The sequence below is a fragment of the Alloyangia pacifica genome (assembly GCF_020524285.1).
Taxonomy (GTDB): Bacteria; Pseudomonadota; Alphaproteobacteria; order Rhodobacterales; family Rhodobacteraceae; genus Salipiger; species Salipiger pacificus_B.
This window is the reverse complement of record NZ_JAIVKX010000008.1, coordinates 151,567-168,776: the sequence shown is the minus strand read 5'-3', so window position 1 is coordinate 168,776 and position 17,210 is coordinate 151,567. Positions and strand designations below refer to the sequence as shown.

At 68.0% G+C, this 17,210-nt stretch carries 16 protein-coding genes; 2 read left to right on the top strand and 14 right to left on the bottom strand.

The features are described 5' to 3' along the window. Positions 1–66: 66 nt before the first annotated feature. From LC039_RS12490 to LC039_RS12440, 11 genes are all read right to left on the bottom strand, one after another. Positions 67–1,554: an acyl-CoA dehydrogenase family protein gene (locus LC039_RS12490; RefSeq protein WP_226624662.1), complete on the bottom strand. Its 1,488-nt coding sequence runs from the start codon at positions 1,552–1,554 to the stop codon at positions 67–69. 7 nt (positions 1,555–1,561) lie between these two features. Beyond that, positions 1,562–3,205, bottom strand: coding sequence for a tannase/feruloyl esterase family alpha/beta hydrolase (locus tag LC039_RS12485; RefSeq protein ID WP_226624660.1), 1,644 nt, complete (start codon positions 3,203–3,205; stop codon positions 1,562–1,564). A 57-nt stretch (positions 3,206–3,262) separates the two neighbouring features. Then, a complete protein-coding gene (locus LC039_RS12480) occupies positions 3,263–4,138 on the bottom strand; it encodes an amidohydrolase family protein (RefSeq protein ID WP_226624652.1) in 876 nt (291 codons plus the stop codon). A 12-nt stretch (positions 4,139–4,150) separates the two neighbouring features. After that, on the bottom strand, positions 4,151–6,025 hold the full coding sequence (locus tag LC039_RS12475; RefSeq protein ID WP_226624643.1) for a feruloyl-CoA synthase: 1,875 nt from the start codon (positions 6,023–6,025) through the stop codon (positions 4,151–4,153). Positions 6,026–6,046: 21 nt separating this feature from the next. Then, the gene (locus LC039_RS12470; protein ID WP_226624642.1) at positions 6,047–6,835 is read right to left on the bottom strand and encodes a crotonase/enoyl-CoA hydratase family protein; all 789 of its coding nucleotides are present in this window, start codon (positions 6,833–6,835) and stop codon (positions 6,047–6,049) included. Positions 6,836–6,867: 32 nt separating this feature from the next. After that, positions 6,868–7,632: an SDR family NAD(P)-dependent oxidoreductase gene (locus LC039_RS12465; protein ID WP_226624641.1), complete on the bottom strand. Its 765-nt coding sequence runs from the start codon at positions 7,630–7,632 to the stop codon at positions 6,868–6,870. Positions 7,633–7,643: 11 nt separating this feature from the next. Further along, on the bottom strand, positions 7,644–8,924 hold the full coding sequence (locus LC039_RS12460; RefSeq protein ID WP_226624640.1) for a TRAP transporter large permease: 1,281 nt from the start codon (positions 8,922–8,924) through the stop codon (positions 7,644–7,646). Further along, positions 8,924–9,472, bottom strand: a complete 549-nt coding sequence (locus LC039_RS12455) for a TRAP transporter small permease (RefSeq protein ID WP_226624639.1) — start codon at positions 9,470–9,472, stop codon at positions 8,924–8,926. The genes LC039_RS12460 and LC039_RS12455 overlap by 1 nt, the downstream gene beginning before the upstream one ends. 77 nt (positions 9,473–9,549) lie before the next feature. Further along, complete coding sequence (locus tag LC039_RS12450) at positions 9,550–10,653, bottom strand: C4-dicarboxylate TRAP transporter substrate-binding protein (RefSeq protein WP_226624638.1); 1,104 nt, start codon at positions 10,651–10,653, stop codon at positions 9,550–9,552. A gap of 57 nt (positions 10,654–10,710) precedes the next feature. Next, positions 10,711–11,184, bottom strand: coding sequence for a MarR family winged helix-turn-helix transcriptional regulator (locus tag LC039_RS12445; RefSeq protein ID WP_226624637.1), 474 nt, complete (start codon positions 11,182–11,184; stop codon positions 10,711–10,713). A gap of 123 nt (positions 11,185–11,307) precedes the next feature. After that, positions 11,308–13,167 carry an FAD-dependent monooxygenase gene (locus LC039_RS12440; RefSeq protein WP_226624636.1) on the bottom strand — a complete coding sequence of 620 codons (1,860 nt, stop codon included), beginning with the start codon at positions 13,165–13,167 and terminating at the stop codon, positions 11,308–11,310. Positions 13,168–13,269: 102 nt separating this feature from the next. Between LC039_RS12440 and LC039_RS12435 the strand changes: the two genes are divergently transcribed. Further along, positions 13,270–13,701, top strand: a complete 432-nt coding sequence (locus tag LC039_RS12435) for a MarR family winged helix-turn-helix transcriptional regulator (RefSeq protein ID WP_226624635.1) — start codon at positions 13,270–13,272, stop codon at positions 13,699–13,701. A 120-nt stretch (positions 13,702–13,821) separates the two neighbouring features. After that, positions 13,822–14,694, top strand: coding sequence for an MBL fold metallo-hydrolase (locus tag LC039_RS12430; RefSeq protein ID WP_226624634.1), 873 nt, complete (start codon positions 13,822–13,824; stop codon positions 14,692–14,694). Positions 14,695–14,758: 64 nt separating this feature from the next. Here LC039_RS12430 and LC039_RS12425 read toward each other — a convergent pair whose 3' ends face one another. The 3 genes from LC039_RS12425 to LC039_RS12415 are packed head-to-tail and all read right to left on the bottom strand — an operon-like array spanning position 14,759 to position 17,188. Further along, a complete protein-coding gene (locus LC039_RS12425) occupies positions 14,759–15,409 on the bottom strand; it encodes an isochorismatase family protein (protein WP_226624633.1) in 651 nt (216 codons plus the stop codon). Position 15,410: 1 nt separating this feature from the next. Then, positions 15,411–15,902 carry a flavin reductase family protein gene (locus LC039_RS12420; protein ID WP_226624632.1) on the bottom strand — a complete coding sequence of 164 codons (492 nt, stop codon included), beginning with the start codon at positions 15,900–15,902 and terminating at the stop codon, positions 15,411–15,413. Further along, a complete protein-coding gene (locus LC039_RS12415; RefSeq protein WP_319003719.1) occupies positions 15,902–17,188 on the bottom strand; it encodes an amidase in 1,287 nt (428 codons plus the stop codon). The genes LC039_RS12420 and LC039_RS12415 overlap by 1 nt, the downstream gene beginning before the upstream one ends. Between the last annotated feature and the right edge of the window lie 22 nt (positions 17,189–17,210).

Sequence of the window (17,210 nt, the reverse complement as noted above, 5' to 3'; positions counted from 1 at the left end):
CGGATTGCTCGGCGCTCCCTTATCGCGGGAGCGCCCTGCTGCCAAGTCGCACGCGGCCCGGAGGGGTCAGCCCGCCGCCAGCCGCAGCCGGATCGCCTGCGCCAGCAGCGCCGCGGTCTCCTGCGCGAAGCCATGCGCCTCGCCGCGGACGTCCGGGGTCTCGGCGAGGGTCCGGGCGTGGCCCTGCCAGGCCTCGCATTGCAGCGCCAGCTCGGGGTCCGCGCCGCCGAGCCGCGTCACCAGCGCCGCGAACTGGCCGATCGCCGCGCCGCCCTCCAGCTTCAGACCGCGCGTTGCCAGGGTCAGCGCGTGGATGCCGTTCGCCCCCTCGTAGATCGAGGTGATCCGGGCATCACGCCAGACCTGCGCGACGCCGTATTCCTCGAGGTAGCCGTAGCCGCCGAGGATCTGGATACCGAGGTCCGCCGCGCGCAGCCCCGCCTCGGTGGCGTAGATCTTGCACAGCGGGGTGAGGAACTCGATCAGGGCAGGGGCCTCGCCCTTTTCCAGTTCGGCCAGAGCGACGTGGCACATGCCGCGGGCGGTCCGCGCAAGATCTTGCTGCTCGTCCAGCATGCGCGTCACGTCGGGATGGTCGGTCAGCAGCGCCGGGTCGCCCTCGGGGGTGCGGCCCTGCCTGCGCTCGGCGGCATAGGCGGCGGCGATGGCATGGGCGCGGCTGGCGTGGGCAACGCCCTGCAGCGACACGTCGAGCCGCGCGTGGTTCATCATGGTGAACATCGCTGCCAGCCCGCGCCCCTCGGTGCCGATCAGCTCGGCGGTCGCGCCGTCGAATTCCATCTGGCAGGTGGGCGAGGCGTGCAGGCCGAGCTTTTCCTCGATGCGGGTGACGGTGATGGCGTTGCGCAGGCCGTCGATGTCCGACGGGCAAGCGAACAGGGACAGCCCCTTCACCCCGTCCTCGGGCGCGCCGGTGCGGGCCAGCACCAGGTGCAGGATGCCCAGTGACATGTCCTGATCGCCGCCGGAAATGAAGATCTTCTGGCCCTCGATCTTCCAGCCGTCTCCCTCGGGCGTGGCCTTGCAGCGGATGCGCGAGAGGTCAGAGCCCGCCCCGGCCTCGGTCAGGCACATGGTCGAGAGCCATTCGCCGGAGGTCAGGCGCGGAATATAAGTGACTTGCTGCTCCGGTGCGCCGTGGGCAAGCAGGGTCGAGATGGCGCCGGGCACCAGCCCGGTCACCATCTGCAGCGAGTGGTTGGCGCCGGTGAAGATCTCCGACACCGCCGCCGCGGTCAGGTGATCGAGTGCCTGACCGCCGAAGTCTTCGGGGGCGGTGAGCCCCTGCCAGCCGCTCTCGGCGAGTTCGGCATAGGCCGCGCCGAACCCCTCTGGCATCCGTACCCGACCATTTTCGAGCCGGCAGCCCTGCCGGTCGCCGGGCCCGTTGAGCGGTGCAAGGACGCCTTCGGCGAAGGCGGCGAAGTGCTGGGTGATCTCCTGCGACAGTTCGGCGTCCCAGCCGGGGGTGTCCCCGGCAAAGGTCCGCAGGCTGTGAAAAATCTCGTCGGTCGGGGCCTGGAAGGGGATCATCGGTGCCTCATTCGCAGTGGAAGCTGTCGGCGGATTTCGGGTCGCCGCCCTGGTAGTGGGCGACCTGCGGTGCCGGGCAGAGCGGGCGGCTGGCGCCCTGCAGCGGTTCGGGCAGCTCGGCGTTGTCGGCGCGCGCCGTGGCGGTGATCGCGCCGGGGGCGCTGCCGTCCTCGACCCAGGACACCAAGGGCGTCAGCAGGTCGAAGGCGTCGGTGGCCGGACCGCCGTGGCAATGGTTCATCCCCGGAACCGGGTAGAAGCGGGCAAAGGCCTCGGCGTCATCGCCGTTGTTGGTGTCGAGCGCGGCGTACCAGCGGGCGGTGTCATTGACCGAGAACACCGGATCGCTGACGCCGTGCGTCACGATGATCTTGCCACCCGCATCGCGGAAGGCCGCCAGCTCGGGGTCGTCCGCGCCCGGTGGTGTCATTACCGCCATCGGCGACTCGGGGAAGGCCTCGGAGGTGGCGTCGATCGCGTCTGCCTGCGCGGCGATGTCGAACTGCATCAGGAAGTCCGACAGCGCCTGCGGCGTGCCTTCGACCGCGCTCGGTGGCACGGTGAAGACCTGCGCCAGCGAGGCCGATCCCATCACCGCTATGAGCGGCATCTGCTCCCATGGCGGCACGGTGCTCTCGACCTTCCAGAAGCGCCAGTTGCCCCCCTCGATGCCCGCATCCCAGCTCCAGTCGGAATAGAGCTGCTGGCCTTCGGCGCCCTTCGGCCCGGCATGGATGGTCTGCAGCGCTGAGACCTGCGTTTCCGAGAGACACCCGGAGTTCTGGCCCTCGGTGCATTGCAGGGCGGTCACGTCGAAGGTGGCCTGGCAGGCGGCGGTGTCCATCACCAGGCCGTCCTCGAGCCCGTCGAGCGCATCGCAGCTTGACCGGATGCCCTGCGCGACAAGCGAAAGATCTTCCTTGGAGAACGAGCTGCGGATGTCGCCGGTGATCGGCGTCAGCGCCTGCACGTCCAGCGCGTGCTGCACGGCGGCGCGGGGCAGGTTGAAGCCCGGGGCGGCGACCAGCAGCCCGTCGAAGGCCCCGGGCAGGCGCGCGGCGGCGACCATCGCGTGCCGCCCGCCGTTGGAGCAGCCGATGCCGTAGGCGTGGTTTACCGGCGTCGCGTAGTAGGCCTCGACCATCTGCCGGGCCAGCGGCTGCAGGATTTCCACCGCCTTGTAGCCGTACATCCGCCGGGCCTCGAAATCGGCACCGAAGGCGGCACCGCCCGCCAGCCCCATGTCGGGATTGGCTTTGCCGTCGTGGCCCGCGTCGCTGGAGACGACGGCAAAGCCGCGCGCCAGCGGTGAGCTTTCGCCGGTGCCGCTCTGAAGGGCACCGGTGGCGGGCTTCACCTCGCCGTCGTTGCCGCCGTTGAACTGGTGCACAAGGTCGCCGTTCCAGTCGTCGGGCAAGGCCAGCTCGAAGCTCAGGGCGTAGTCCTTGCCATCGGAGCCCACGCGCTCGGCGGTGCGGGCGCGGATGCGGCACTGCGGGGCTGGGCTCTCCTCGCCGGCGTCCACGGCGGCAACCTCGGTGAAGGTGACACCCGACAGCCCGAGCGCCTCGGGGGTCAGCCCTTCGCAGTCGACGGCGAAGGCGGGTGCGGCGATGCAGATGAGGGCCGTGCTGGCCAAAAGCGATTTCATGGGGATCCTCCCGTGTCTTTGAGACCCGCGCGCCTCCTCCGCGCGCGGGTGGGTCGTTCAGGCCTCGATGCCCATCAGGCGCATGGCGTTTTCCTTGAGGATCAGCGGGCGCACCTCGTCCTTGAACTCGGCCTTGTCGAAGGCGTTAAGCCATTTCTCGGGCGCGATCATCGGCCAGTCGGATCCGAAGAGCATCTTCTTCTTCAGGATCGAGTTGGCGTATTGCACGAGGATCTTGGGGAAATACTTCGGAGACCAGCCCGAGAGGTCGATGTAGACGTTGGGCTTGTGTTGCGCGACCGAGAGCGCCTCTTCCTGCCAGGGGAAGGAGGGATGCGCGAGGATGATCGGCATGTCAGGGAAATCCACCGCCAGATCATCCATATACATTGGGTTGGAATACTTCAGCCGCATGCCGTTGCCGCCGCGCATGCCCGAGCCGACGCCGGTCTGCCCGGTGTGAAAGAGCGCTGGAACCCCGGCCTCGGCAATCGCCTCGTAGAGCGGATAGGCCATGCGGTCGTTGGGATAGAAGCCCTGCATCGTGGGGTGGAACTTGAAGCCCTTGATGCCGTGGTTCTCCACCAGATCTCGGGCCTCGCGCGCGCCCAGCTTGCCCTTTGCCGGATCAATCGAGGCGAAGGGGATCAGGATGTCGCTATTCTTGGCGCAGGCGTCGGCGACCTCGTAGTTGTCGTAGCGCCGGTAGCCGGTCTCGCGCTCGCTGTCGACGGGGAAGATCACCGCCGCGATGTTCATCTCGCGGTAGTGCGCGGCGGTCTCGTCGATGGTCGGCGGATGCGCCCAGGGCGCGCCGAAGTACTTGGCCATGGTCGACTGCAGCTCGTCATAGCCGTCGTCGGTGTGGCAGCCGCAGGCTTCCTCGGCGTGGGTGTGGAAATCGATCGCGCGGATCTTGGCGAAGTCGATCATGGGGATGCCTCCTCAGACGCGGATCAGGCCCGGGTCTTCGTTGTCGTAGAGCCGCTCGAGCAGGTCGGCGCGGCGGGTCAGGATCTTCTTGATGTTGAGCGAGCCCTTGTCGGTGATCTCGTGGTGCTCCAGCGAGGGCGGCTCGGCCAGAACCAGCGCGCGGGTGATGCGCTTGGCCGAACCCGTGACATGCGCGTTCATCTCGCGCAGGCGCAGCTCGACCTTGGTCATCAGCTCCGCGTCGGTGACCGCACCCTGCGTCTCCTCGCCCGGCTTTGCGGCACCGGGCACCGGGAAGATGAACAGGCCCACCTCGCCGCGATCATGGCCGCAGATCACCACGTCCTGCGCCAGCCCTGCGAGCTCCTTTAGCGCGGACATGCGCAGGTTGCCCGCCTGCACCCATGTGCCGGTGTCGAGCTTGAAGTCCTCCGAAACGCGCCCGTCGAAGATCAGCCCGCGGTTGGCATCCTCGGCATCGACGAAGCGCACCGCGTCGCCGGTGATGAAGAAACCCTCCTCGTCGAAGGCCTCGGCGGTCTTTGCGGGGTCGTTGAAATAGCCCTGCATCACGTTGGGGCCCTTCACGCGGATCTCGCAGCGCATGTCCTCGTCGGGGATCAGCTTCACCTCGACGCCCGGAAGCGGCACGCCGATCACCCCCGAGCGGCCGATGGGCTCGTGCACCATCAGGCAGGCGGGGGCGGTCTCGGTGAGGCCCCAGCTCGAGATCATCATCGGCAGCCCGCCGCGCGCATGGATGCAGAACTGCTCGAGCGCCTCCCAGACGTCCTGCGGCAGCGAGGCCCCGGCGTAGAACAGCAGTTGCTGATCCTTGAAGAGATGCGCCTGCAGCGCCGGGTCGTGCTTGATCGCATCGACCAGCATGTTCCAGCCCACGGGCACGTTGAAGGCCAGCGTGCCGGGGCGGTCGCTGCGGTTCTTGAGGGTGGTAGCAAAGCCCTTGCCGGTGGGCTTGCCGCTGTCGATGGTCAGCGTGCCGCCATGCGCGAGCATCATGTTCACGTTGTGCGAGCCGCCGAAGACGTGGTTCCACGGCAGCCAGTCAGTGATGCGCGGCGCGTGGTCCATCAGGAAGGGCAGGGCGACCTGCATCTGCACCTGATTGACGCACATCATGCGGTGGGTGGTCAGCACGCCCTTGGGGTCGGAACTGGAGCCGGAAGTGAACAGGATCTTGGCCAGCGTGTCCGGCCCGACCTTGGCGTGCACGGCGTCAAGCTCGGGGCTTTCCTCGGCATGGATCAGCTCGGACAGAGGGGTGACCGGGCGGCCTGCCTCGCCGCGCGCGGCGACGACCTCGACCTCCGCAAGCTGCGGCAGGGCAAGGGCAGAGGCATAGCGCGTGGCGTCATCGACGAAGGCGAGCTTGGGGGTCACCTTGTCGAGCACGTAGATCAGGCGACCATGCGCCTCGGGGATCAGCGAGTATTGCTCGGCCAGAGGCACCACCGGCACGCCGATGTATTGCGAGGCCAGCGAGACCAGCAGGTGATCGAGCCCATTACCCGAGAGCATGGCGATCGTGTCGCCTTCTCCCAGACCGCGTGCCAGCAGCGCCGAGGCGATGGCGCGGACCTGCTGCAGCAGCTCCTGGTAGGTCACGTTGCGCCAGCCCGGGCCCTCGGTGTGGCGCTCCGAGACGGCGACGCGATAGGGGGCATTCACCGCCCATTCGTGCAGCCATGCGCCGGTGTTGGGCACAGCCTCGGGCAGATCATAGCCCGAGCGCAGCAGGATGGTGCCATCCGCGCGGTCTTCGCGGACAACCTTGTGCGGCACGTAGCGGGTCAGCGTGTGGCGCTGCGCCCAGTCGGCGCGGGCTTCAAGGCCCGCCGGGGCGCGTTCGATGACTGTCATGTCCATTCCTCCTCCCTCCGGTTCGGTTCAGCGGAACACGGGCGCGCGCTTTTCGAGGAAGGCGTTCAGCCCCTCTTCGGCGTCCGGGGTGGTCTGCACCAGCGCGGCGCAGAGGCTCTCGGTGAAGAGACCATCGCTGCGCGACATGTCGTTGATCCGGCTCAGGGCCTGCACCATGAAGTAATTGGACATGGGCGCGTTCCCGGCGATCTGCTCGGCCAGCTTGCGGGCCAACGGCAGCGCCTCGCCCGCCTCGACGCTGTAGTGGGTCAGCCCCAGCCGCAGCCCGTCCTCGGCACCGTACTTGCGGCCGGTCAGCATCATCTCGACCATGCGATCCGCCCCGAGGATGCGGCCCACTCGCACCGAGGCGCCGCCGCCGACGAAGATGCCGCGCCGCCCCTCGGGCAGCTGGAAGATCACCGAGGGCTCTGCGATGCGCACATGGGTCGAGGCCGCCAGTTCCAGCCCGCCGCCGATCACCGCGCCTTCCATGGCCGAGATCGTCACCTTGCCGCCGAACTGGATCATCTCCATCACCCGGTGCCAGTTGCGCGAGTGGTAGACACCGTCCTCGGCGCTGCGCGAGACATGCTCCGACAGGTCGAGCCCCGAGCAGAAGTGCCCGCCCGCGCCGGTCAGGATGACCACGCGGACGTCTTTCGGCAGGGTCACATAGGCGTTCTCCAGCGCCGCGATCAGCCCGTCGCTCATGGCATTGCGTTTGTCGGTGCGGATCATGGTGATGGTGGCGATCTGGCCGTCCACCTCGGTGGTCAGATATTTGGCGTGGTCGGACTGTGCGGGATCAGACATGGCTGTCTCCTTCGGGAACTCGGGGCGGGCGGTCATTTCGGGGCGAGCCGAACGGCGCTGTCGAGGCGGATCACCTCGCCGTTCAGCAGCGGGTTCTGGATGATCTGCTGCACCAGCAGCGCAAACTCGTCGGGTCTGCCCATGCGCGAGGGGAAGGGCAGGCCAGCCTCCAGCGCGGTGCGCGCCTCGGGCGGTAGCCCGGCGCTCATGGCGGTCTCGAAAAGCCCCGGCGCGATGGTCATCACGCGGATGCCGAAGCGGGCCAGTTCGCGCGCGGCGGGCAGGGTGAGCGAGGCGATCCCGCCCTTGGAGGCGGCATAGGCGGCCTGTCCGATCTGCCCGTCCTGATAGGCGACCGATGCGGTGTTGAGGATGATCCCCCGCGCGCCGTCCGCATCTACCGGCTCCAGCGTCGACATGGCGCGGGCGGCATGGCTCAGCACGATGTAGCTGCCGAGCGTGTTGACTCTCAGTGTACGCTCGAAGGCCTCGATGGGCAGCGACCCGTCGCGGGGAAGGATGCGGGTGGCGGTTCCGATGCCGGCGCAGTTGACCGCGATGCGGGGGGTGCCGAGCGTGTCGGTGACCTGCGCAAATGCAGCCTCCACCGCGGCGGCGTCCGAGACGTCGACCGCCACCGCAAGTCCGCCGATCTCGTCCGCCACGCGGCGCGCAGCCTCGGTGGAAAGGTCCAGCACCGCAACCTTGGCCCCCTCTGCCGCCAGCCGCCGCGCGGTGGCTTCGCCGAGGCCGCTTCCGGCGCCGGTGACGAGGGCGATGGTTCCTTTGATGTCCATTGGATTAGTCCTCAGAAGAAGCCGCGGATGGCGAGCATGCCGCCGACCAGCACGAGGTCGGCAAGGATGAAGGGCACGATCCCCGCGAACACCTGCTCGAGCCGCACGTAGTCTCGGGCGACCGAATGTATGACGAAGACGTTGAGCCCCACCGGCGGGGTGATCATCCCGATCTCCAGCAGCTTGGCCACCAGCAGGCCGAACCACAGCTTGTCGACGCCGTGCTGGGCGAGGATCGGCAGGAACAGCGGCAGGGTCAGCAGCAGCGCCCCGATCGGTTCGAGGAACATGCCGAGGATCAGGTAGATCACCACGATCACCAGCAGCAGCGCGAAGGTGCCGAGGCCGAGCCCCTCGACGAACAGGCCCATCTGCATCGACAGGCCGGACATGGCCACAAGCCGGGTGAAGAGGTTCGCGCCGATAGCGATGATGAAGAGCGCGCCCGACGAGAGCAGTGTGTCGATCAGGCTTTCCTTGAAGTCGGCCCAGCTCAGCGAGCGACGTGCTATGCCGAGCAGCAGCGCGACGAAACTGCCGAAGGCGCCCGCCTCGGTGGCGGTGAAGAAGCCGGTGAAGAGCCCGCCAAACACCGCGCCGATCAGCAGCAGCACCGGCCAGATCTCGGCGGTCTTCTTCCAGCGGTCGCCCATGGTGTAGGGCTCGGCGCGGGGCAGGCTTTCGGGGTTGCGCAGCCAGACGAGCAGCACGGCGCAGATGTAGAAGGCCAGCGAGGCGAGGCCGACGAAGAGCCCGCCGAGGAAGAGGTCGTTGATCGAGATCTCGGCCTGGATCCCGAAGAGGATCAGGATGATCGAGGGCGGGATCAGCGCGCCGATGGTGCCGCCTGCAGCGACGGCGCCGGTGGCGATGCGCAGGTCGTACTTCTGCCGCGCCATCTCGGGCACCGCGATGCGGCCGATGGCGGCCGAGCAGGCAACCGACGAGCCCGACACGGCGGCAAAGCCCGAGGCCCCCGCCAGCGAAGCGATGGCCAGCCCGCCGGGTAGCCAGCCCCACCAGACCCGCGCCGCCTCGAACAGGCCGCGGGTGAGGCCGGAGTGATAGGCGATGTAGCCCATCAGCAGAAACATCGGGATCGAGCTGAGCGTCCAGCTGGCCGAGGTGGTGTAGGGGATGGTCGAGAGCATCGAGAGCGCCGGGCGGAGGCCCGCGACCGCCCAGATGCCGATGAAGGACACCAGGATCAGGCTGGCGGCGATGGGCACGCGCAGGCCGATCAGGATGAGCAGGGCGGCGAGGGCCAGAATGCCGATGGTGACGGGGTCCATCAGATGTCCTCCCCGGAATTGGAAACGTCTTCGAGGGCGCCGACCGGATCGTGGTCGTGCTCGCCGAAGCGGCCGGTCAGCACCTCGTAGATGCGGAGCGCCATGATCAGCAGGGCGAGGGCGAAGGAGATCGGCAGGATCCAGTAGCTCGGCCAGGTGACGAAGCGCAGCGTGCCGGCCTCGATGTAGGCGCCGCGGGCCATCTGCCGCATCGCCTCGAGCCCGGAGCCGTAGGTGAGCACGGCCAGCACCGCGGCGAAGATGCCGAAGCCCAGCAGTTGCACCAGTTTCAGCGGCGTGCCGGTGAGGGTCTGGGTGAAGACGGTCGCCTCGATGTGGCGGCGCTTCAGTTCGGTCAGGGCCAGCGGCAGCACGCTCACGGCGACCATGTAGTATTTGCCGACGAGGTCCGAGGTGCCGGGAAAGCCGGCGCCGAGAAAGGCGCGCATGAACACGTCGACCACGACCTGCAGCATCATCGCCAGCAGCACGAGGCCGCCCAATACCATACTGATCCGCGCCACGGCGGTTTCAATCGGAGCAAGCATCCGATCCTCCGGGGGATGAAGGGGGAAAGTCGGGAGGGACGCGCGCCGCCGGGAGGCGCGGCGCGCGCCGGTCAGGCTCAGCTGCCGTAGGAATTCAGGTCGATCTTCGACCAGATTTCCTCGGTCCGCAGCGCGCCCAGCTCTTCGGGGGACATGCCGGGGGTGACCAGCTCTTCCCACTTGTCGATCAGCGCCTTGTAGCGGTCGATCTTGGTTTGCGCGTCGCTCACGCCGCGCTCCTCGAGGATTGCCGCGGCATTGGCGAGACGCTCCTCGTTGAAGCTGTCGCGGGCGTCGATCAGGCTCTGGTCGGGCGCAATGAACTCGACCATGTCGCCGGCGCGGACCTCCTCGATCTGCCGGTCGAAGGCGGCCATGCCGTTGGCGATGCCGTATTGCGCCGCGGTGGCCAGCGCCATGCGGTCGTCGCTGTCCATGCGGTCCCAGAGCATCTTGCCGGCGGTGGTGATCGCCGCGCCGTTGAATACGCCCTGCTCGATCTCGGTCACATAGCCCACCACGTCGCCGAGGCGGTTGGCGATGATCTCGTGCGGCGAGGAGAAGGTGGCGTCGATCACGCCCTGGCTGAGGCTCTCGAAGAGCTCCGACGAGGGCATCTGAGCCGGTGCGCCGCCGACGCTTTCGATGAAGGCCGCGTAGAAGGGAGAGCCCGAGCGCACCTTGAGACCGGCCATGTCCTCGACGGTCTTCACCGGCTTGGTCGACAGCAGGTCATAGAGCGGCGTGGTGTCCGAGCCGAGGTAGACCTGGCCATTGCGGCTGAACTCGGCCTGGCAGGGCGCGCAGGTGGCGATGTATTCGGTCACCGCCGAGCTGATCACCGCGGCGCTCGAGCCCAGCATCGACAGTTCCGAGACCAGCACGCTGTCGGGGTATTCGGCGACGAAATAGGGCATCAGCAGCGCGCCGAACTCGGTCACCCCGTCGCGCAGGCCGGTCGACATCTCGTTGGGCGCGACCAGCCCCGAGGGGGTGTCCTGACCCGTCCAGCGCCCGTCCGTCAGCTCCTCGAGCTTCTTGAACATCGTCGGATAGACGTCCTTGGCGACGGCATGGTTGGGGCCGAAGCCGCTGGTGGCGCGGATGGTCTCGGCCGAGGCGCCGGCGGCCAGCGCGGAAATCGAGCAGGCGAGCAGAGTCGCCGCAATACGCGTTTTCATGGTTTTCCTCCCTGTGAAAGTCTGCGGCCGGCCTCCTCTGCCGCCCGCGGCATTCGCTCAGCGCGTCTTCGCCTCGAGCCGTTCCAGAACGGCCATGAGATGCGCGCGGTCCTTGTCGTCGAGCCGGCCGATGATCTGGTCCTCGGCCGTTCTCACCTTGTCTGCGGCACGGTCGCGCAGGCGACGTCCGCGCAGCGTGGCCGTCAGCGCGTAGCGCCGGCGGTCGGTCGGAACCTTCTTGCGGGTCACGAGGCCGCGCTGTTCCAGCTCGTCGATGATCACGACGAGGTTCGAGCGTTCCATCTGCAGGGCGTCGGCAAGTTCCGACTGCACGATCCCGGCATTGTCGGCGATGATCGACAGGCACGAAAAGCTGACCACCCGCAGGTCGTCCTCGGCCAGCACGCGCTGCGCCTCGGGCTGGATCTGCATGTAGGCGCGTTTCAGCCGGTATCCGATCAGCTCGCCAAGCACCGTGTCCTCCACAGTCGGCCTGCCACGGTCCTCGGAAAGGTCGTCAGTCTGCGGCATGGGGTTCCTCCTGACCAGAACGGTATGGAGGATAATAGTTATAGTCAATAACTATTATTTTGGTCCGCGGCCTGGGGCTTTACGGGCCGCCGCAAGGACGGCGGCCCGAGGGCTTCCATGGGGTTACGCAGGGAGCAGGAAGCCGTTGAGGAATTTGGAAATTTCGTTCACCGCATCGAGCGGAAGAACCTGCGCGACATACTGGTCGGGGCGCAGAACCAGCAATGCGCCGCGGGCCCTGTCGATGCCCCGCAGGTCGAAAATATCGGGCCCGTTCGGCGCCGGGCAGAAGACCTTTTCGTAGTCGGTCAGCCCGTGCTTGCCCTTCTTCGGCAGCAGCGCGGCGGGCAGTGCCTCGAGTCGCACCTCGCGGTGCAGCGTCTGGAAGACCGCGCGCAGGTCGATGAGGCTGTCCGGATCCGCGCCTTTCGGCGTGAAACCCGCGATCACCGGGGCCAGCGCGTCGCAGAGCTGCGCGATGGCGCCGCCGGGCTGCCCGCTGTCACCCTCGGGGGCGAAGGCCAGCACCCGCCAGCGGCCGTCCGCCTTGAAGGCATGGCCGAGCTGCATCGGCTTGGCGTCCGCGAGCCGCACCACCGGCGCCGAGTGGAAGCGCTTGCCGACAAGCTGTCCCGCCGCCAGTGCCTGATGCTCGGTGCCGCCGGTGATCAGCGAAGCATCGTAGCGGGTCTCGACCCCGGCGGTGTAGCGCCCGTGCTGCTTGAAGTAGCGCTGGAACTGCGCGGCTTCGGCAGCGTCCTTCGGCTTGGCGCTGAACAGCCGCGCCATGTCGCGGTCGAAGTCGATCAGCTCCTTGGCCTTGGCCCGGCGCTCCTCGGAATAGGTGTCGAGCAGGGCAGGGGCGGCGCGCCCGCGCAGCACGGCGGCGAGTTTCCAGCCGAGGTTGAAGGTGTCGGCCATGCTGACGTTCATGCCCTGACCGGCCTTGGGGCTGTGGGTGTGGCAGGCATCGCCGGCGATGAAGACGTGCGGGCTGCGGCTGCCGCGCTCGTCTTCGGGCACGTCGTCGAAGGCGTCGCAGACCCGCTGGCCGATCTCGTAGGCGGACCACCAGGCGACCTCCTTCACCTCGAGTGCATAAGGCGCGAGGATCGCCTGCGCCTTGGCGATCAGCATCTCGGCGCTGACATCGCGGTCGGCGGCGCGCTCGTCGCCGTGCAACTCGTCCAGCTCGATGTACATGCGGACCATGTAGCCGCCCTCGCGCGGGATGATCAGCACGCTGCCCTGATCGGCGGACTGGATCGCCGCCTTGAGGCGGATGTCGGGGAAATCGGTGACCGGCAGCACGTCCATCACGCCCCAGAGTTGCCGCGCCGACTCGCCCTTCAGCGCGTGGCCCATGGAGGCGCGCACCGTGCTGCGCGCGCCGTCGCAGCCAACGACATAGCGGGCGCGGATGGACTCGGTGCCCGTCCCGTCGAGGCAGTTGAACGTTGCCCGCATCGGGTAATCGGCATCGCCGCTCTCGGTCAGCTCCACCAACTCGCGGCTGTAATCCGGGGTCAGGCGACGCGGCGAATTGCGCATGATCTCGAGGTAGAAGTCATGCACCCGCGCCTGGTTGAGGATCACGTGGGGCATCTCGGACAGGTCGTGCTCGACGTCCTGTATGCGGTCGGCGCGGTGCAGGGCGCCGTCGTTGCCGGGGCGCCAGAAGGCGACCTCGTTGACCCAGTAGCCCTCTTTCGTGACCCTTTCGGCAAAGCCGAAGGCTTCGAACATCTCTACCGAGCGGCAGGCGATGCCATCGGCCTGTCCCACCTCCAGCGGGCCGGGCTTGCGCTCGGTGATGCGTACCGAGATCTCGGGGAAGGCCGAGAGCTGGGCGGCCAGTGTCAGGCCCGCCGGGCCGCAGCCGACGATCAGCACATCGATCTCCTGCGCCTTCTGATCCGCCCCGGGCAGGGCGGCGGAAATGGCGGGGTCTCCGCTGCGAAATCCGTTCAGGTGAAACTGCATGGCCTGGTCCTCCCAAGGTAATAAGTGTACGTATTATATTTCTCTGGTGTGGTGCGGAGTCAATATGGTAAGTGTACGTATCATATTTTGGAGCCTAACCCCATGACGTCACGCGACGATCTGGGCCAGATGCCCGGCCACCTGATCCGAAGGCTGAACCAGCGCTCGACCGCGGTCTTCTCGGAGCGGATGAAATCGGCGCCGGTGGAGCTGACCTCGGTGCAATACGCCGCGCTCGACGTGCTGGCGCGCGAGCCGGGGATCGACCAGGCCCGGCTTGCCTCGCTCATCGCCTATGACCGGGCGACGATCGGCGAGGTGGTGAAGCGGCTCGAGAAGAAGGGGCTGGTGGCGCGGCAGGTGAACGAGGAGGACCGGCGCGCCCGTACCCTGCGCCTGACCGCGGACGGCGAGACCGCCCTGGCGCAGGTCGCTCCCCTGGTCGCAGCGCTGCAGGCGGAGATCCTCGGTAAGCTGACCGAGGCGGAACAGGCGCAGTTCCTGGAGCTGGCGCGCAAGGCGGTGGAGCCCTGAACGCTGTGGCGCGAAAATTTCTCGCCTGGGGGGTGACTTCACGCCTCGGGAATATACATTCGGCATGATGAATGTGACTGGGCCTCGCGGCCGGGTCCACTTGAGAGCAAGGAGACAGAGATGACCCCGAGCCCCGCCGTGAATACGTTCTGGGATGAACCCACCGGAAGCTGGCAATACGTGTTCCACGATCCGCAGACCATGCAGGGCGCCATCGTCGACCCGGTGCTGGATTTCGACCCGCTGGCCGGCGCCACGGGTACGAAGAACGCCGATGCGATCATCGCCTACGTGCAGGAGGCCGGGATCGAGATCACCCATATCCTCGACACCCATCCGCATGCCGACCACTTCTCGGCGGCACCCTACATCAAGTCGAAGATCGGCGGCACCACCGCCATCGGCGAGCATGTGAAGAAGGTGCAGAAGCTTTGGCAGGAGATCTACAACCTGCCCGACCTGCCGACCGACGGGGCGCAATGGGACGTGCTCTTTGCCGACGGCGACACGTTCATGGTCGGCGGAATCCCGGTGAAGGTGATCTTCAGTCCCGGGCACACGCTGGCCTCGATCACCTATGTCGCTGACGACGCGGCCTTCGTGCATGACACCTTCATGATGCCCGACAGCGGGACCTCTCGGGCGGACTTCCCGGGCGGAAGTTCGGCGGACCTTTATGATAGCCTGATGAAGATCCTCGCGCTGCCGGACGAGACGCGGCTCTACGTCGGCCACGACTACGCCCCCGAGGGCCGCGAGGCGCAGTGCTGCGCCACCGTGGCCGAGCACAAGGCGCGCAACATCCACCTCAAGGAAAGCCCGTCCGAGGCCGAGTACCGCGCGGTGCGCGACAAGCGGGACGGCACGCTGCCCCTGCCGAAGCTGATGCTGGCGGCGCTGCAGGTGAACATCCGCGGCGGGCGCCTGCCCGAGGCGGAAGCGAACGGCCGCAGCTACCTGAAGATCCCGCTGAACTACTTCGAGCCGCGGTAAGTGAAAAAAAGGGGCGCCGGGGCACAAAACCCGGCCCCCGAAACGTCATGGCCTGCTAGGGACGTCAGGCTCTGACGGATAGGGTGCCGCCTAACTTCGCGAACTCCGCAAGGCAGGCATCCATGCCGATCACGTCGGCATATTTCGCGTTCATGTCGAAGAGATTGGCCGCGTGCGGCCCCTCGTGGCGGTCGCCGCAGGCCTCGCGCACGACCAGCGTCCGGAACCCGTGGCTCATGGCGTCGACGCAGGAGGCGCGCACGCAGCCCGAGGTGGTCAGCCCGGTCAGGATCACGCTGTCGCAGCCCATCGCCGTGAGGGTCGAGGCCAGCGAGGTGCCGAAGAAGGCCGAAGGGTATTGCTTGGACACCACCAGCTCGTCGTCCTCGGGCACCAGCCCTTCGGCGAATTCGGCGGTGGCGCGGCCGGGCAGGAAGGCCTCGAGCGGCGCCGCCTTCTCGAAGAAGCGCCCGCCGTCGATGCCGCTCGGGTGCAGCGCAATGCGGGTGTGAATGACCGGCACGCCCGCCGCCCGGGCGGCCGCGCGCAGCTCGAGCGCAGCGGCCAGCGCGGAGACGGCGCCGGCGCCGGCAAAGAGCGGGCAGGTCTTGTCGTAATAGGCCTGGGCAAAGTCGATCAGCAGCAGCGCCGGTCGCGCGCCGAAGCCCACCGACCGGTCATAGACCCCCGCGTAATTCTCCGCCGCGCCGCTCACCTCAGACGCTTTCGGTCTTGGTGAGGCTCTCGAACCGGCCGTCATGGTAGAGCAGCGGGTCCGAGGCGCTGCCCCAGTCGGTCACCGCGACCACCTCGCCGATGAAGATCGTGTGCGTGCCGAACACGCTCTTCTGCGCCGGGCGGCAGTCGAAGCTCACCTGCGCGCCGCGCAGGGCGGGGGCGCCGGTTTCCAGCTCGGACCAGTCGCCGATCTCGAAACGGGTCTCGCGATCCTTGGGGGTGGCAAAGCGGGTCGCCACGTCCTGCTGCTCGCGCGAGAGCACGTTGACGCAGAAGGACTCGGCCTCGCTCAGGTGCTCGTGGATCGAGGCCGAGGCGTTGACGCAGATCAGCAGGCTCGGCGGCTCGGCGCTGAGCGAGGTCACGGCGGTCGCGATCAGCCCGTGCCGCACGCCGTTGCACTCGCAGGTGATCAGCGAGACGCCAGCGGCAAGGCGGCGCATGCCGGATTTGAAATCATTGGGGTCCATCAGTCGTCCTTTCCTTCGGTCACGGCGGGCGGGGAGGACGCCAACGCCGGGGCAATCTGGGCGGCAAGCCGGATCACCCGGCTGTCCTGCGCCCGCGCCGCCACGAGCTGTACGCCGAGCGGCAGCGGTTGCGAAACTGCTGGAACATGAATGCAGGGCAGTTGCATCGCCGTCCAGAGCGCATTGAACTTTGGCTTGCCCGCGCCGCGCCCGAGCGGCGCGAAACCGGGCGCTGCGGGGGCGATCACCGCGTCATAGGGGGCCGCCAGGAACTCGAAGGCGCGGCGGTGGTCCGCCAGCCTGTCGTAGGCCTCGAACATCTGGCGGGCGGTATGGCCTTCGCTGCGGTTGGCCCGGTTCAGGAAATCCCGGTGCACCAGCGCGCCGCGGTGGCGCAGGTTGCGCATCGCGGCGGCGCCCTCGCTCATCTGCACGCAGCGGTGCAGCGCGTCGAGGTCCCCCATCCCGGCGGGCAGTTGCAGCCACTCGGTGTCGGCGACGCCGGCTAGCCGTTCGGGCAGGCTCTGCATGAGGTCCAGCGCCTCGGGCGCCAGCTCGTCGGCATAGGGTGTCAGGCACAGCGCAAGCTTCGGGCGGGCCGGGGGCATTCCAGCCTCCGGGAAGCCGTAGAGATCACCCAGCAAGGCGAGGTCGTCGTAGGAGCGGGCATAGAGCCCCACGGTGTCGAGGCTGGTGGCATAGAGCTTCACCCCCTCGGCCGAGATCAGCCCCCAGCTCGGCTTCATCGCCGGGGTGCCGCAGAAGGAGGCGGGGCGGATTGTCGAGCCGCCGGTCTGGGTGCCGAGCGCCAGCGGAACGTGGAAATCCGCCACGGCGGCGGCAGAACCGGCCGAGGAGCCGCCGGAGGTGCGCGACGGATCGGCGGGGCAGCCGGTCATCGCGTTGCGCCCGGCGGCGGCGAACTCGGTGGTGTCGGTCTTTCCGAGGATGATCGCACCGGCGGCGCGCAGGATCTCGACGCAGGGCGCATCGTCGCTCGGGCGGCGGGTGCTGTAGAGCGGGGAGTTGTGGGTGGTCGGCAGGTCCGCCGTGTCTATCACGTCCTTGATGCCCACGGGGATGCCAGCCAGCGGGCGCGGATCCGAGGCGGCGATGGCCGAGGCTTCGGCCTCGGCGCGCGGGTTGAGGCTCAGCCAGGCGCGGATCTCGCCGTCGCGCGCGGCGATGCGGGCGAGGCAGGCGCGGGTCAGCTCGCGCGGGGTGAGCCGCCCGTCGCGCATCAGCGCGCGGGCGGTGGTGGCATCGAGCCGGCAAGGATCGGTCATCGCGGGGAGGGGAGTGCTTTTT